Origin of the sequence: Agrobacterium sp. Ap1 (assembly GCF_017313375.1) — a bacterium.
Taxonomy (GTDB): Bacteria; Pseudomonadota; Alphaproteobacteria; order Rhizobiales; family Rhizobiaceae; genus Neorhizobium; species Neorhizobium cellulosilyticum.
In genome coordinates this window covers 99,190-114,812 of the sequence record NZ_JAFLMY010000008.1, presented here as the reverse complement: position 1 = coordinate 114,812, position 15,623 = coordinate 99,190, and the positions used below count along the sequence as shown (strand labels likewise).

The 15,623-nt window shown below is 57.6% G+C and carries 18 protein-coding genes; 8 read left to right on the top strand and 10 right to left on the bottom strand.

The annotated features are described in order from the left end of the window. Window positions 1–158 precede the first annotated feature (158 nt). The 4 genes from JZX87_RS17235 (at window position 159) to JZX87_RS17220 (ending at window position 3,717) form a co-directional block, all read left to right on the top strand. Window positions 159–692, top strand: coding sequence for a TIGR00645 family protein (locus tag JZX87_RS17235; RefSeq protein WP_183685211.1), 534 nt, complete (start codon window positions 159–161; stop codon window positions 690–692). A gap of 121 nt (window positions 693–813) precedes the next feature. Next, on the top strand, window positions 814–2,148 hold the full coding sequence (locus JZX87_RS17230) for a GGDEF domain-containing response regulator (protein ID WP_206826970.1): 1,335 nt from the start codon (window positions 814–816) through the stop codon (window positions 2,146–2,148). 339 nt (window positions 2,149–2,487) lie between these two features. Further along, on the top strand, window positions 2,488–3,213 hold the full coding sequence (locus JZX87_RS17225) for a helix-turn-helix transcriptional regulator (protein ID WP_206826969.1): 726 nt from the start codon (window positions 2,488–2,490) through the stop codon (window positions 3,211–3,213). 33 nt (window positions 3,214–3,246) lie between these two features. Further along, complete coding sequence (locus tag JZX87_RS17220; RefSeq protein WP_206826968.1) at window positions 3,247–3,717, top strand: PAS domain-containing protein; 471 nt, start codon at window positions 3,247–3,249, stop codon at window positions 3,715–3,717. A 115-nt stretch (window positions 3,718–3,832) separates the two neighbouring features. On the opposite strand, the gene JZX87_RS17215 is transcribed toward JZX87_RS17220, so the two are convergent. From JZX87_RS17215 to JZX87_RS17190, 6 genes are all read right to left on the bottom strand, one after another. After that, window positions 3,833–4,996: a DUF2333 family protein gene (locus tag JZX87_RS17215; RefSeq protein ID WP_206826967.1), complete on the bottom strand. Its 1,164-nt coding sequence runs from the start codon at window positions 4,994–4,996 to the stop codon at window positions 3,833–3,835. Window positions 4,997–5,138: 142 nt separating this feature from the next. Next, window positions 5,139–6,002, bottom strand: a complete 864-nt coding sequence (locus JZX87_RS17210) for a hypothetical protein (RefSeq protein ID WP_206826966.1) — start codon at window positions 6,000–6,002, stop codon at window positions 5,139–5,141. Between the two features lie 132 nt (window positions 6,003–6,134). Further along, entirely contained in the window at window positions 6,135–6,584 is a 450-nt protein-coding gene (locus JZX87_RS17205; RefSeq protein WP_148145644.1) for a pseudoazurin, read from the bottom strand. A 129-nt stretch (window positions 6,585–6,713) separates the two neighbouring features. Beyond that, on the bottom strand, window positions 6,714–7,295 hold the full coding sequence (locus tag JZX87_RS17200; RefSeq protein WP_183989876.1) for a thymidine kinase: 582 nt from the start codon (window positions 7,293–7,295) through the stop codon (window positions 6,714–6,716). Between the two features lie 84 nt (window positions 7,296–7,379). Beyond that, window positions 7,380–8,384: an inorganic phosphate transporter gene (locus JZX87_RS17195; protein WP_148145646.1), complete on the bottom strand. Its 1,005-nt coding sequence runs from the start codon at window positions 8,382–8,384 to the stop codon at window positions 7,380–7,382. Beyond that, the gene (locus tag JZX87_RS17190) at window positions 8,384–9,028 is read right to left on the bottom strand and encodes a DUF47 domain-containing protein (protein WP_183821350.1); all 645 of its coding nucleotides are present in this window, start codon (window positions 9,026–9,028) and stop codon (window positions 8,384–8,386) included. Before JZX87_RS17190 ends, JZX87_RS17195 begins: the two co-directional genes overlap by 1 nt. A gap of 105 nt (window positions 9,029–9,133) precedes the next feature. Here JZX87_RS17190 and JZX87_RS17185 point away from each other — a divergent pair, with 105 nt between their 5' ends. Continuing rightward, window positions 9,134–9,661, top strand: a complete 528-nt coding sequence (locus JZX87_RS17185; RefSeq protein ID WP_206826965.1) for an NUDIX hydrolase — start codon at window positions 9,134–9,136, stop codon at window positions 9,659–9,661. 6 nt (window positions 9,662–9,667) lie between these two features. On the opposite strand, the gene JZX87_RS17180 is transcribed toward JZX87_RS17185, so the two are convergent. Then, entirely contained in the window at window positions 9,668–10,195 is a 528-nt protein-coding gene (locus JZX87_RS17180; RefSeq protein ID WP_206826964.1) for an AAA family ATPase, read from the bottom strand. A gap of 123 nt (window positions 10,196–10,318) precedes the next feature. Between JZX87_RS17180 and JZX87_RS17175 the strand changes: the two genes are divergently transcribed. Further along, window positions 10,319–11,350, top strand: a complete 1,032-nt coding sequence (locus JZX87_RS17175; protein ID WP_206826963.1) for a trans-3-hydroxy-L-proline dehydratase — start codon at window positions 10,319–10,321, stop codon at window positions 11,348–11,350. 10 nt (window positions 11,351–11,360) lie between these two features. Here the strand turns inward: JZX87_RS17175 and JZX87_RS17170 are convergent, their stop codons facing one another. Then, on the bottom strand, window positions 11,361–12,269 hold the full coding sequence (locus tag JZX87_RS17170) for an AraC family transcriptional regulator (protein WP_206826961.1): 909 nt from the start codon (window positions 12,267–12,269) through the stop codon (window positions 11,361–11,363). 92 nt (window positions 12,270–12,361) lie between these two features. On the opposite strand from JZX87_RS17170, the gene JZX87_RS17165 reads away from it, so the two are divergent. Continuing rightward, window positions 12,362–13,189: an oxidoreductase gene (locus JZX87_RS17165; RefSeq protein WP_206826960.1), complete on the top strand. Its 828-nt coding sequence runs from the start codon at window positions 12,362–12,364 to the stop codon at window positions 13,187–13,189. Window positions 13,190–13,210: 21 nt separating this feature from the next. On the opposite strand, the gene JZX87_RS17160 is transcribed toward JZX87_RS17165, so the two are convergent. Next, window positions 13,211–13,582: a YciI family protein gene (locus tag JZX87_RS17160; protein WP_286194813.1), complete on the bottom strand. Its 372-nt coding sequence runs from the start codon at window positions 13,580–13,582 to the stop codon at window positions 13,211–13,213. 71 nt (window positions 13,583–13,653) lie between these two features. Continuing rightward, the gene (locus tag JZX87_RS17155) at window positions 13,654–14,367 is read right to left on the bottom strand and encodes a L,D-transpeptidase (protein ID WP_148145653.1); all 714 of its coding nucleotides are present in this window, start codon (window positions 14,365–14,367) and stop codon (window positions 13,654–13,656) included. Window positions 14,368–14,600: 233 nt separating this feature from the next. On the opposite strand from JZX87_RS17155, the gene JZX87_RS17150 reads away from it, so the two are divergent. Continuing rightward, a complete protein-coding gene (locus JZX87_RS17150; protein WP_206826959.1) occupies window positions 14,601–15,554 on the top strand; it encodes a choline ABC transporter substrate-binding protein in 954 nt (317 codons plus the stop codon). Window positions 15,555–15,623: the final 69 nt, after the last annotated feature.

Here is a 15,623-nt window from a genome sequence, read left to right as displayed (position 1 = left end):
ACTATCGTTGTCAATTATTAAAACATGACTCTATGAATCATGTTTCTGTGATCCACTCCAAGTGATTAAAATGCAACAAAGCACGGCGTATCCGGTCTTGCCGGAACTACCTCTGGCCTATTATGTGAAGCACCCCTGATTAAGCCGGAGCGCACTTGATGAAATCGCTGGAACTGCTGGTCGAGAAGATCATCCTCTCAAGCCGCTGGCTGCTGGTCGTCTTTTACATGGGCCTGGTCGCCGCGCTGGCAGTCTATGCGCTTTCCTTTGCCTTCAAGTTCTGGAAGGTCGCCCAGAACGTCTTCACGCTGGGCGAAGCCGAAATGATCCTCGCCATGCTCGGCCTGATCGACGCAGCGCTCGTCGCAAGCCTTATCGTCATGGTGATGATTTCGGGTTACGAGAACTTCGTCAGCCGCTTCGATGAGGCGGAAGCGGACGTTTCCTTCCTCGGAAAGCTCGATGCCGGCAGCCTCAAGATCAAGGTCGCATCCTCGATCGTCGCGATCTCCTCGATCCACCTGCTGCAGATCTTCCTCAATGCCGCTCAATACACCGATGGGCAGCTGATGTGGTATACGATCATCCACCTTGCCTTCGTCGTCTCCGCCGTTATGCTCGGCTGGCTGGAACGGATCATGGCCGCCACCAAGGCCGACAAGAACGAAGGCAAGCACGAAGCGCATCTTTAATGTACTTTCGCGGCCTTTCGCCACGGGCAGAAGTACCGCCGCAGGAGCAAAGTCTCGAACTGAATAATTGATTCGTAATCCATGTCGCTTATCCGATGCATAGACTGCACTGGAGAAAGACATGACGGTTGGCCGCGAGAATTTGCTTTCCATTAACGGGCTGCGATTGAAGCAGGGGGAAAGGATACTTCTCGTCGAGGATTCCGTCGCGCTCTCGACCTTGCTCACCCAAAGACTGGAAGAGGAAACAGGCGCCACCGTCACACGTTGCGGCTCCCTCTCGGCGGCCCGTAAGAACATCGCCGAAGGCACGTTCCTGCTTGCCCTGACCGGCCTCAACCTTCCCGATGCCCCCAATGGCGAAATCCTCGACATGTTGCTGCAAGAGGAAATTCCAACAATCGTCTTCACGGCAATGTTCGATGCGGACACAAGGGAGCGCTGCACCAGGAAAAAGATCGTCGACTATATCGTCAAGGACGGCACAAAAACGGTAGACAAGGTTGTGCAGACCGTCAGCCGTATCCTTGCCAACAGCGCCCATAAGATACTTGTTGTCGATGACGCCCGCGCCGCCCGTTCGGAACTCGTCGAAATCCTCAGCCGTCAGAATTTCCACGTTCTGGAAGCGCGCTCGGGCAGGCAGGCACTTGAAATTCTGACGAGCGACGAGACGATCGATCTCGTCATCACCGACCACCACATGGCAGACATGGACGGATACGAGCTGACCCGCCGTATTCGCCAGACGCGTAATTCCGAACAGTTGCGCATCATCGGCATTTCGTCCTCGTCGGATCGGCTTCTGTCTGCGAGCTTCCTGAAAGCCGGAGCGTCGGATTTCATCTATCGGCCTTTCGTCCATGAAGAGCTCAAATGCCGCATCGACAACAATGTCGAGACACTGACGCAGCTCAATCATCTCCGGCGCCTGGCGGAACAGGATTATCTCACCGGCCTCGCCAACCGGCGCCATTTCTTCTCGACCACGCGCCAGCATGGCAGGGACGCCACGCAAGGCTCGATCGCCCTTCTCGATATCGACCACTTCAAGACCGTGAACGACACCTACGGCCATGATGCCGGCGACGCCGTCTTGCAGGCGATTTCGCTCGTCATGGCTGACATGTGCATTCCGGCAAAGCACATGCCTGCCCGCATCGGCGGCGAGGAATTCGCCATATGCCTGAGCCAGCTGGACGCGTTTCAGGCACACTCCTTCTGCGAAGAACTGCGCAAAAGGATCGAAGAGCGTGTGATCGAGGTCGGTAACCGTTCCATATCAGCGACAATATCCATAGGCGTCGTCGAATTCGAGCCGGGCGAAACCTTTGAGAACCAGCTCAACGCAGCCGACCAGCTTCTTTATCTGGCAAAGGCAAACGGAAGAAATCGGGTTTACTCCACGCTCACGATCCCGGAGGCGATCAATGCGATTGCTTCCGCGGGCGGCTAGAATTGACGTGAGACCGCATTTATCCCTTGGCCAAGGGCATCGGCTTCTTGCGTGATAGCCTGCCACACCTCCTGCAGAATGCTCGATGCATTGCAGCAAGCCATCGCTTCAGAATACTCGGCGAAGCGCAGCTTTCCGGCTTTACGTTAAGAAAAGCGGCCGCGAGCTTATTTTCCCATGCGCGGCATTTGCCCATAAGTGACTGAAATCAAATAAACAACATGACCACATGTCATAAAAGTTGTTAACTGGTGGGATTTAGACGACTTTCCGCTGGCTATTAAACGTAAGTAGTATATTTATTAACAATAACATAGCTCCTTTGAACCCGAAAAACTGATGATAACTCACGAACGGCAGTCGGTGCTGAGCAGCGAGATATCTGCGGCCCATTCGCAAGAAGGTCTATTTTTGGCCTTGCGACGGGTTACGCATGAATTCAGTTTGCAGCACATCACCTTGCTGTCGCTGAATAATCCCGACGAAAAGCTGCTGTCTCGTATGATTGTGCAAAGCAGCATTCCTGAGCCGTATTTTGCGGAATTCGACCGCAAGCGCCTGCTCGAAAAATGCGCTCTTGCCGATATCATCATCCAGTCGAAGTTACCGTTCTGCTGGTCTATTGGGGATCCGCTTCAATCTCGCCCCTTCCCTGTCGACAGCGCTATCGAAGATCTTCAGCGGCGCTATGGATTGATCACCAGTGTCGCAATGACACTTCATTCACTTGAAGGCGAGCGCTTCATCATGCGCTTCGATGGCGCCCGCCCTCGCCTCACCCAGGTCGAGCTCAACGAGATCGGCATGATCACCCTGCATTCGTTCGATATGTTCGAAAAGATCAGGCGCAACGAACGCAAGGCACCGCCCTCTCCCCTCACAGTTCGCGAACTCGAAGTGGTGCGCTGGACAGCTCAGGGCAAAACCTCGGTCGAGATCGGCCAAATACTCACCTTGTCCGATCACACGGTAAACGCCTACATGACCAACGCCATCAAAAAACTCGATTGTGTCAACCGCACCCAGCTTGTAGCGAAGGCTCTCAGACTTAGGCTTATTGCATAGATCAAAGCAGCCCCGGCTGGAGAAAAACTGAAATTGGCATCCTGGATCGAGCATTCGCGCAAACCTTACGAGGCCCAACACCAGCTTGTCGGCTTGAGCGATAGGGAAGTTCTGGAACTTGTCGGCTCGTTTCGCCTCTGCGGCTTCTGGCGCTTCAACGTCGACAGCGGCCATCTATTCGGCACGATCGAATACTGCCAGATTTTCGGAATTACGCATTGCGACGGACCACTTGATCTTGTCAGGCTCAGTGCGGCCATCCATCCCGATGACCTGACTGTGATGATGGAAACTTTTGAGCGCGCGAGCGCCTCGCAACTGACCTTCCACAATCTCTATCGGGTAAAGACAGGCCCCACGAACTTCAAGTTCGTCCGCAGCGTCGGAAAATTCCGCGCAGACGGCGCGGGACAGGGTGACGTCATCGGCATGACATACGAACTCTTCCCACAGGCAAGTACGAAGATCGGTTTCATCCCCGACGAAGATCTTCTCAAGGGCTGACCAACTTGCTTTACCTCGTGTCTTCCGAAAATGGTCACCCCTTTCGGGATAAAGACATGCGGTAAACGCAAAGAGCGAAACCATGGCAAGCGAATCTGGAAGATCGCGACGAGCTTTAGCGGTCGAGCACCAGCCGGATCTCCACCAGATTGGAGCGGACACGTAGGGTATAAAAGCCCATCACCGCAAGATGGGTCGGCATGATCCAGCCATCTTCGGCACCGTTTGAAATGATGGCCGGCTGGATGCGCAGCGCTGCCTGCATCTGTTTCAGCATGTCGGTCCACAACGGAGCGAGATTACGCTCGCGAATGACCTGCGAGAAATCAGCGCCAGCAGCAGACAGAATTGCATAATAGCCGTAAATCTGCCCATAGGCGAACCAGAAACGGTCATCCGCCCGCGTGTCGAACCAACCGCCGTTATAGTTTTCCGAACGCTCGCGAAGGATGGCAGACGTGCCGCCGAGATCGTTCGCCACACGGTCAATGAACTGCACGAGATTGTCGGCGCGGCTGTCGAATGTTGCCGAGCAGTTGCCCAGCTCGGTGTTGAACTTGTGCAGGCTGTTGATCGCCGCCCGATAATAGCTCGGCGTCGGCGTCTTCGGGCCAAACGGGCTCAATCCGAAATACCAGGAATATTCGTCGAACTGCAGATTGCTGCGCGCATCCTGAAGATTGGTATTGACGCCAGAAGTTCCCCGCATCCGCGCCAGCGTATCGACCAGCTCCACCGAGGTGCGGCGCACGGCCTGGTTCACGCCGCGCTGGAACGACGCCTTGTTATCGAGGAAAGGCGTATGGTCCCAGTCCATCCCGAAAAAGCCGAGACGGTAGAGAAGCATGGAGGATATCCACGCATTCTTGTTGACGTTCATGTCGGTGAGATCGGCCGCCGCATCCGCGATAGCGGATGTCTGGCATTGTTTGGCGGCAGCTATACCGGACGTGCCGGCAGTCTGCGCCTGCGCTTGAGCCTCGACACCGGGTACAGGCAACTCCTGGCCGGCAGGCATGTTGCGCTCGTTCCATCGATAGGTGTCAACGAAATTCGGATCAAAACCGCGCCAGACCTGCGTTTGCCAGATGAAATAACCGTATAAGGCAACGAGCAGCACTGCGAAGATCGCAATCGGACCCTTCACCCAGAGACGGCGTCCGCGATACCAGCCATGCGCCGCCATCAGCGGCCAAATCAACCACGCGACCAATATCCGGACGCCACGCCCGATGGCAGCAGCGACGCCTTTGAAGAATCCGGTGATCTGGTCGCGCATCTAGTCCTCCTGGAAGCCGATCGGTCATCGCTGACATATGATGCCGATCCATCGACTACAACACTTGCCATAGGCAGGACTGGAACAAATTCGAAAGGGATAACGTCGCACTCCCGTTTCTGAAGGCTTCACAGCCGATATTTCAGGCATCCTCGAAACGCTTGGCAAATGCGATATCGGTCCTCTGCCGGCTGCGATCGAGCCTCGCGCCCGGCAAAAGACCGTTTCCGAGGCGCCAGACCGGCCTGGAAAGGTGCGGATAGGCATCAGGCGAAAGGCTATGCGCCTCCCTTTCACGATCGAAGGAAAGCATGACCGAATAGAGATCGAGAAGGTTCTCGATATCGAAGCCAAGCTTCTGCAAAAGCAGGTTCAGATCACGCACACCGCTATTAAAGGCACGCGAAACCGGATCGACCAGGCCAATCATGCTTTCGAAAGCCGGACCGTATTCGCTTGCGCCTTCATTCCCTTCGCCGAGCCTCGCTGACACTCCCGCCACGTCACTCACCTTGAAAGCTGCGAGCGTTGTCAGCGCGTCTTCAGCCGCTATCCGCTGGCCGATCACGGTCTGGCGATGCGTCTCGATAAGCCCCGCCAGCCTGTCCGCCCGGCCAAGGATCGTCCGCAACCGCTCGACCCCACCGGCTCTCGCTGCTCGCCTTTCGATCCGGCGGCGCATTGCTTTTCTGGAAAACAAGCCGAGAAACAGGTCACTCGCCAGCGGGGTTTCCCTGTCGTTGAAAATTGCCCGCTGCTCGTCCACGGCAGCGCCGATCTCTGCCACATGTGCAGCGAGTTCGGGATAGACGCTTTTCTGCAGCATAAGCAGTGCCAAGCGTCGCGCGCCAAGTTCGTCAAAAGCGTCGCCTTGCAGCAGCCGCGGCGTGCTCATCGGCCCGGGGATCACTGCCAGCAAATGCGTGCCGGCTTCAACGACAGCTTTCAGACCGGCGCGAATTTCGGCCACCGTGTCCTCGAAGCGAGTGGAACTCTCTACCTTCATCTCTTCCTCCCTGCCCGGAGAAAGAAATAGGGCCGCTGCGCATTTTGACGACAGCGGCCCTGCAATAATAACTAGGTGATAAAAAGGGGAATGCTTAGGTGATGAAAAGTTCTGGTTTGAAAAGCGGCAAGCTCAGAGACCGAGCTTTGCAATCTCGGCGTCGAGGCGTTCCTTTGCCTTCTTCGGCATCTTGGCGGCCTTGACTGCGTCAATGTTGGATGGTGCGTCACCGACGACAACGAGCGCAATCATGCCCATGCCGAAATGTGGCGTGCACTTGAAGACATAGGCCCCGGCCTGATCGACGGTCACAACCAGATCCTGGCTGATCTTGCCCTTGATATCGGCCACACCTTCCGGAACCAGACCTGGCATGGAAGCCGCATCGTGCCCCTTGTCGACAGAGACAAACTTAATCGTATCGCCCGGAGCGGCCTTCACGGCGGCCGGTTCGAAGACCATTGCCTGACCGTCAGAGCCCTTGTTGAGCATCTTGATCTCGATTTCGGCGGACAGTGCCGGCAAAGCCAGCAGAACCGCGCCAGCAGCCAGCGTGGCGGTCTTCAGTATCGTTCTGATCATCGAATTCTCCTGCGAGGGTCCGCGGCACGACCGCGATGAGTGCGTTTTACCGCTGCAGGACTTTGGCGCTTTGACATTGGTCAATAGAACGAAGCCTCCCCGTTTTTTTAGGGGGCTGGCGCCGAGGGCTTAGTCGCAGCGCATCTTTTCTTCCCAATGCCGCCGGCAAAGTGAAACGTATTTCTCATTGCCGCCCACCTCGACCTGAGCGCCCTCGCGGATCACCTCGCCTGCCTCGTCGACCCTGACGACCATCGTCGCCTTGCGGCCGCAATGACAGATGGTTCGGACTTCCCGCAACTCGTCGGCAATCGCCAGCAGTTCATACGACCCCGGAAAAAGCTTGCCCTGAAAATCGGTGCGCAAACCATAGGCCATGACGGGAATACCGACCCGGTCCGAGACCCGCGCCAGTTGCCATACCTGCTCTGCCGAAAGAAACTGTGCCTCGTCGACGAAAACGCAGGCGATCGGTTCCTGTGTGTGCATGTCAGCGATGGCCGTAAAAAGATCATCGCTCTGGCCAAAGGGAATAGCTTCGGAAGAAAGCCCTATGCGTGAAGCGACCTTACCCTTGCCGGCTCGCTCATCCAGCGCGGCGATGAAGATCACCGTGCGCATGCCGCGTTCCCGATAATTGTAGGAGGCCTGCAAGAGCATGGTCGACTTGCCGGCGTTCATCGTCGCGTAATGGAAATAGAGCTTGGCCATGACAGGCGTTTTCTTACCCTCCGGCGGCAAGCGGAAGACAGGCCGCCGGATAACCACAGATTTTTGCGGGTGGCTCGCGGCCGTTTAGCCGAACAGCGTCACGATATGATAGGTCAGATAGGAGATCAGGGCCGCAGCCGGCATGGTCACGATCCAGGCGATCACGATATTGCCGGCAAGCCCCCAGCGCACCGCTGAGACGCGCCGCGCAGCACCGACACCGACGATCGCGCCGGTGATCGTGTGCGTGGTCGAAACCGGAATGCCGAGCCATGTCGCACCGAACAACGTCAGCGCCCCTCCCGTCTCGGCGCAAAATCCCTGCATGGGATTAAGCCGCGTGATCTTCGATCCCATCGTGTGAACGATCCGCCAGCCGCCGAACAGCGTGCCGAGCGCCATGGCCGACTGGCAGGTGATGACCACCCAGAAGGGCACGTAGAACTCCGACCCGAGATAGCCCTGACTGAACAGCAGCACTGCGATGATCCCCATCGTCTTCTGCGCATCATTGCCGCCATGGCCGAGCGAATAGAGCGAGGCGGAAACGAACTGCATGATGCGAAAGGTCCGGTCGACCGCAAACGGCGTCTGGCGCACGAAAATCCAGGAGACGGTAAGAACCAGCACCAGCGCCAGGAAAAATCCGATTGCCGGCGACAGGAAGATCGCACCCGCGGTTTTCAGGAAGCCACCCCAGACGATCGAGGAAATCCCCACCTTTGCAAGCCCGGCGCCGATCAGCCCGCCGACCAATGCATGCGAAGAACTGGACGGGATCCCGAATATCCAGGTGACGATATTCCAGATGATCGCCCCCATCAGCGCCGCAAAGATGACCGCAGGCGAGACGATGCCCGGATCGATGATGCCGGTTCCAAGCGTTTCGGCCACATGCAGGCCGAAGAACATGAAGGCGATGAAATTGAAAAAGGCGGCCCAGGCCACCGCATATTGCGGCTTCAGCACGCGGGTCGAAACGATCGTCGCGATCGAGTTTGCCGCATCATGCAGGCCATTGAGAAAATCGAAGAACAGCGCGATGCCGATCAAACCGACCAGCAGCGGAAAGGCGAGTGTCAGGTCCATCAGACGTTCTCGATCACGATACCGCTGATTTCATTGGCGACATCCTCGAAGCGGTCGACGACCTTTTCGAGTTCGCCGTAGATCTCGCTGCCGATCATGTAGGCCATGGCATTGCCGGAAGCGCCATGCCGCTGAAAGAGGTCCTTGAGACCCTGGTCGTGCAGATCGTCGGAGCGGCCTTCGACACGCATCACCTCTTCCGCAATCGCGCTGAGGCGCTGCGCATTGGCGCCAAGCTTGTCGAGCAGCGGGATGGCTTCCGCAACAAGATGCGCCGCCTTGACCACCTCTTCGCCCATCTGCCGCATCAGGGGATCGAATTCGGACTGCTCGAACAGTCGAATGGTCTTCACCGTCTTGTGCATCATGTCGATCGCATCATCCATCGACTGAATGAGATCCTTGATGTCACCGCGATCGAATGGCGTGATGAAGCTGCGACGGACTGCAAGCAGAACGTCGCGCGTAATATCGTCCGCACGATCCTCGAGCATGACGATACGCTCGCAATTCGCATCGACATCCTTTCCGTTGAGAAGCTCGCCCAGCGCCTCGGCCGCCTCTACGACGGTCCGCGAATGTTCGGAAAACATGTCGAAGAACTTGTCTTCGCGCGGCATCAACTTCCGGAAAATACTCATCATCACAATAATCCCTGCTGCGGCGCCAACATCAGGGCCGTCACAAAACTGTCATAAAAGCCATCGGACGACTGGAATCAACCGCAAAAATCGGCATTTAGACGGGATATGAAACCTGTCACCAAAGACAAGAAGTCGCAAAACCCCAAACAGAGCCCGAAGCCACGGACGCTGCTGCAGCAGCTTGCCCAGATGCCGGAGAAGCTTTTCAGCGGAGAGTTTCGCCAGCAATATGGCGCGCTCTGCTTTCGCTGGGCGGGTGATGGCAACGCCATCGAAATACTTGTCATTACATCGCGGGACAGCGGCCGCTGGGTAATTCCCAAAGGCTGGCCGATGAAGAAGAAACAACCGCACGAGGCGGCCGAGATCGAAGCCTTCCAGGAAGCAGGTGTGCGCGGAGATGCGAAAAAGAAGCCGGTCGGCCGCTACACCTATCTAAAATGGCTGGACAATGGCGATGTCGCCCCCTGTGTCGTCGATGTTTTCCAGGTCGAGGTGACGGAGGTCGAAAAGAACTTCAAGGAACGCGGCCAGCGAGAGATTGCCTGGCTTTCACCCAGTGAAGCCGCATATCGCGTCCGGGAAGTCGAACTCAAATCGCTGATCATCGACTTCAAGCCGAAGAAGAAATAGCGCCGCTCAACCGAGAGCGGAAAGGACGAAATCGGCACGCTCGACAACAGAGACCTTCGGCAGGACCGTCACCTCATAGCCGAGTTTGGGATAAGCTGCGGCAAGGCGTTCATATTCCGCAACCGCATCATCCAGCGAATGCTGCCGCTCGGCATCACCTTCATAGATTTCCGGCCATGGCGGCGTCATGAAAACCGCCGGATGATACGGATGGATCTCATTCCATCGCTTGGCCATGGGCTCTCCGGTCACCTGTTCCAATGCGACGGCGGCATCGATCAGCCCGCGATCGAAAAACGTCCAGCCTGTATTCCCGGCAGCAGCCTGCCTGTCGGCAACCGCCATATCGATCGCCAGCCGCGCAAAGGCGGCAAGATCCACCCAGGGCAGCGATCTCCCCTCGCCTTGCATTTCCTGCCTTACGATCCGCCGTCCCGGCTCCTCCACCACGGAAAATCCACGAGCACCGAGCTCCGCCAGAAGCGTGGACTTTCCCCCACCCGAACATCCGGAAATCACCACGAACCGGTCCATGCAAATCCTCCATGCGTTGTCGCACCAGCAATTGCTGGTTAGCATATTTGCGAATGCGGAAAGTGCGGCGCCGTCAAGCAAAGCTCTTCCGAAAAGCGACCCGACATCTCCAAGGACAAAGCAATGCGTTCATCCAAAATCATCCACATCGTCACCTGCCATGCCGAAGGCGAAGTCGGGGATGTCATTGTCGGCGGCGTCGCACCGCCTCCGGGCGATACGGTCTGGGAACAGTCGCGCTTTATCGCAAAAGACCAGACCTTGCGGAATTTCGTTCTCAACGAACCGCGCGGCGGCGTCTTTCGCCACGTCAACCTTCTCGTGCCGCCAAAGAACCCTAAAGCCCAGATGGGCTGGATCATCATGGAGCCGGAAGACACGCCGCCCATGTCCGGCTCGAACTCCATTTGCGTCGCAACCGTCCTGCTCGACAGCGGCATCATCCCGATGACCGAACCCATTACGAAAATGGTTTTGGAAGCGCCAGCCGGCTTGGTCGAGGTCGAGGTCGAATGCGCAAACGGCAAGGCCGAGCGCATCACCGTCACCAACGTCAAGAGTTTCGCCCAGAAGCTCGACGCATCGCTCGACGTCCCGGGCCTCGGAACCATCACGGTCGATACCGCATATGGCGGCGACAGCTTCGTCGTCGTCGATCCTGACGAGATCGGCATCGATCTCATTCCAGAAAATGCCCGGCTGATCGCCGAAACCGGCATCAGGATCACCAATGAGGCAAACCGGCAGTTGGGCTTTTCGCATCCGGAAGACATCGGCTGGAACCACATCTCCTTCTGCCTGTTTGCCGGCAAAACATATCATGAGGACGGCGAACTCACGGCGAAATCCGTCGTCGCCATCCAGCCCGGCAAGATCGACCGCTCTCCGACCGGCACTGCCGTCTCGGCACGCATGGCCCTGCTTCACGCACGCGGCCAGATGAAGGAAGGCGAAACCTTGACCGGCATCTCGATCATCGGCACATGCTTCGTCGGAGAGATCGTCAGGGAAACGGAAATCGCCGGGAACAAGGCCATCATCCCCTCGATCACCGGCCGTGCCTGGATAAGCGGCACCTCTCAACTGATGCTCGATCCCTCCGACCCCTTCCCCGGCGGCTACAAGCTTTCCGATACCTGGCCGATGCTCAAATAGGCAATCGTCCTCACTCCACCTCACCCAGATGATGGCGAACCCACTTCATTTCCTCAGACGCGGTGCGCCCGAAATGTCGCCGAAAGTCTCTCGCAAATTGCGAGGTGCTCGCGTATCCGACCGATGTGGCCACGTCGGTGATCTTGCCGCGGCGCGCAATCATCAGCCTCGCCTCGTGCAACCGCATCGCCTTGACATATTGTATCGGGCTGCTCCCGGTCAGCTCCTTGAAATGACTATGGTAGGACGGCACGCTCATCCCGGCATTGCTCGCCAGGTCTACGACAGAGATACCTGCGCCGTAGTTCTCCCTGAGAAATTTGAGGCTTCGGACAACGCGTCCTGCTGCTCCGTCCTGCTGCAGAGCCGCGATCATCGCGCCGCCCTGCGGGCCGACAAGCACCCGGTAATGAAGCTCGCGAAGAATGCCGCTCCCCAGAACGGTAGCCTCGATGGGATCTCCAAGCGCCGTCAGCAACCGCAGCAACGCGTCCGCAATACCGGCATCCATCCTGCTTGAGATCAGGCTTCGCGGCCTGCCTGCTCCTATATCGATATGCTCCGTAACCTGTGCAGCGATCTCGGCGGCAAGCACCATGTCGAACTCGACATAGACGGCGAGAAGCGGATGCTCGCTGCTGGCAACCGATCCCATCCTGAACGGAACCGGCATCGAGACGGCAAGATAATGTTCCTCGTCATACAGATAGATCTGATCATCGAGCATCCCCTGCTTGCATCCCTGCAGCACGAACACTGCTCCGGGTCTGTAGAGAACCGGGACGTCATTGAGCACGGTTTCACTGCGCAGCAGCCTCACGCTCTCGAGCCGAGTGGCATTGTAACCATGGCGAGTAGCAAGCTCCGCGGCCAGCCTGACCAATTTTTCCCGGCCGGACATGTCATCACACGCATTCATAGGAATTGGCAATCTTCTCAGAGAATCCACCGTCGAATACATAGGAATATCATATTATCTGCCAAGTCCACGATCAATCGAGGATGCGTCTCATGACGAATAGGACATTCTTCATCACCGGAGCCAATTCGGGTTTCGGCCTTGCCATTGCAACCGCCGCCAGCGCCGCAGGCCACACCGTCATCGGCACAGTCCGGTCCGAAGCTTCCAGGGCAAGCCTTGTCGCGCAACTGCCGGATATTCACACCACACTCTGCGATGTCACCGATTTCGACCGCATACCCGCCGTCGTCGAACAGACTGAAAAAGATCATGGCCCCGTCGATGTTCTCATCAACAATGCCGGTTATGGCCACGAAGGCGTGCTGGAGGAATCCTCGATCGAAGAGATGCGGCGCCAGTTCGATGTCAACGTCTTCGGCGCAGTCGCCGTCGCCAAAGCCTTCCTGCCGCGCTTCCGTCAGAGACGCCACGGTTTCATCGTCAATGTCACTTCCATGGGCGGCATGATCACCATGCCCGGCATAGGCTATTATTGCGGCAGCAAGTTCGCCCTCCAGGGCATTTCGGAGGTGATGCGCTCGGAAATGTCGCCTTTCGGCGTACATGTCACCACGCTTTGCCCCGGTTCGTTTCGTACCGACTGGGCAGGTCGCTCGATGATCCGTACCGAAAGGTCTATTGCTGACTATGACGCGCTGTTCGACCCGATTCGCCAGGCCCGGCAGGAAAAAAGCGGCAGGCAACTGGGTGACCCGGCCAAGCTTGCTGCTGCCGTCCTGACCGTGATCCAGTCCGATGCACCACCACCGCAATTATTGCTCGGCAGCGATGCGCTGAAATTTGTCTCCGAGAGGATCACCCGTCTACAGCAGGAGATCGATGACTGGAAGGCCGTGACGATCTCGACAGATGGCTGATCGGCCCTGACCGTCTCCGCGTCAGTGAAACGCGCGAACCTCGACCGGCGCCTTGCAGGCGATCGCGGCCTTGCGTCCCCATTCGAGCGCTTCATCCATGTCGGCCGCCTCAAGCACCCAGAAGCCGCCGACATGTTCGCGTGTCTTCAGATAAGGCCCGTCGGTAATCTCGACCTCGCCGCCCGGCCCGGCTTTCAACGATTTCGCAACAGCGACTGGATGAAGACCACCGACGAACAACCGGATACCGGCCTCAAGCATCTCCTCGTTGAGCACGTCGATATCGCGATGCATCGCCTCGTCTTCCAAGGCGGCGGGATCGTAATCGTCGGGGTGGTGAATGGCGACCAGATAACGTGTCATGATCTTCTCCTCCAGCAGAGCGGAAGGCATTCTGCCTTCCTTTCACGCGGAGGACGAGCGGCCGGATAAAAATCCGACACGCTGCCTTATAAATCTGGACGTCAGGCCGTCCGAAGCGATCCCTGATGCACGACGATACGGGCATGGTAGGGAACGCGGGTATAGAGGTCGAGAATATCCTGGTTGACGAAGCGCACGCAACCGGATGATGCCGCCGTGCCGATCGACTTCCATTCCGGCGAACCGTGCAGGCGATAAAGCGTGTCCTGGCCATCCTTGAAGATATAGAGCGCGCGCGCACCGAGCGGGTTCTTGATGCCCGGCTCCATACCACCGGCTTTGACCGAATAGCGCGCCAGCGACGGCTGGCGGGCAACCATCTCGTCCGGCACCTTCCACCGCGGCCAGGGCTGCCGCCACTGGATGACGCCCTCGCCTTCCCACATAAAACCATCGCGGCCGATGCTGACGCCATAACGCATCGCCGTACCACCCGGCTCTACGACATAGAGGAATCGGTTGGGGGTATCGACGACGATCGTGTTCGGCTTTTCGCCTGTCGGATCGATCACTCGCTGCCGGTAATATTTCGGGTCGATCTGCTGATACGGTATGGCCGGAAGCTGGTATCCACCGTCTTCCACAGCCGCATAACGCGCCTGCAGCTCTGCCTCATCGGGAGGACCGATCGGCCGTTGCGCTGCGACCGGAACGACATTCGGCTGGCTCGTGGTGCTGCAGCCGGCAAGTGCAGCCGTCATGGAGACGGAACCAAGCACGAAGCTTCGTCGCGACAGGGAAAAAGAAGTGGGCATCAATGTTGTTTCCGGGATTGAGCAGATAACGATCAGCTTCTATCCGCCCTGACATGAGTTAGATCAAGTCACAACCGGGGCATCGGGCTTAGCAAGCGCCTCATCGTGACAATTTTGCCGATACCGGACTGAATGTCGCAAATGACCTGTGTCCTGCGGCGTAAACGCGCATGCTTGCTTGCAACAGGAAGTTATTGATAATGGCCGGGAACAAGAAAGAACGGGAGCACTTCATGCGCATCCATAAATCGCTGGCCTTCACCGTCGCCGTCTCTGCCGCTCTATCCGGTTTTGCTGCCAGCGCATCCGCTGCCGAGCCGGCCGCCTGTGGCACCGTCCGCTTCTCCGATGTCGGCTGGACAGACATCACGGCAACCACCGCAACCGCCTCCGTTCTCCTGAAGGCATTGGGCTACCAGACAGACATCAAGGTCCTGTCCGTGCCCGTCACCTATTCGTCGCTGAAGAACAAGGATATCGACGTCTTCCTCGGCAACTGGATGCCGACGCAGGAAGCCGACGTCCGTCCGTTCCTGACCGAAAAGTCGGTCGAATCTTTCGGGCCTAATCTCACCGGCGCGAAATATACGCTTGCCACCAATGCCAAAGGCGCCGAACTCGGCATCAAGGATTTCAAGGATATCGCCGCTCATGCAGACGCTCTCGGCGGCAAGATCTACGGCATCGAGCCGGGCAATGACGGCAACCGCCTGATCCTCGGCATGATCGAGAAGGACACGTTCGGCCTGAAGAAGCTGGAAGTGGTGGAATCCTCCGAGCAGGGCATGCTCGCCCAGGTCGCCCGTGCAGACAAGGCCGGCGAACCGGTCGTCTTCCTCGGCTGGGAACCGCATCCGATGAACGCCAATTTCAAGCTGACCTATCTGACCGGCGGCGATGACGTGTTCGGTCCGAATTTCGGTGGTGCGGAAGTCTATACAAACGTGCGCTCCGGCTTCACCGAGGAATGCCCCAATGTCGGCGCCTTCATCAAGAACCTGAAATTCTCGCTGCCGATGGAAAACGAGATCATGGGCGGCATCCTGAATGACGCAGAAGAGCCGGAAGTCGCTGCGACCGACTGGCTGAAGGCCAATGGCGCAGCGATCGAGCCATGGCTGGCCGGTGTCACGACCAAGGACGGCAAGCCGGGCCTTGATGCCGTCAAGGCAGAACTCGGTCTCTGATCGTTCGACGGCAAGGGCCGGTTCTCCGGCCCTTGTCCCCAAGCCCGTTTAATATTTTGAGGTGGTACC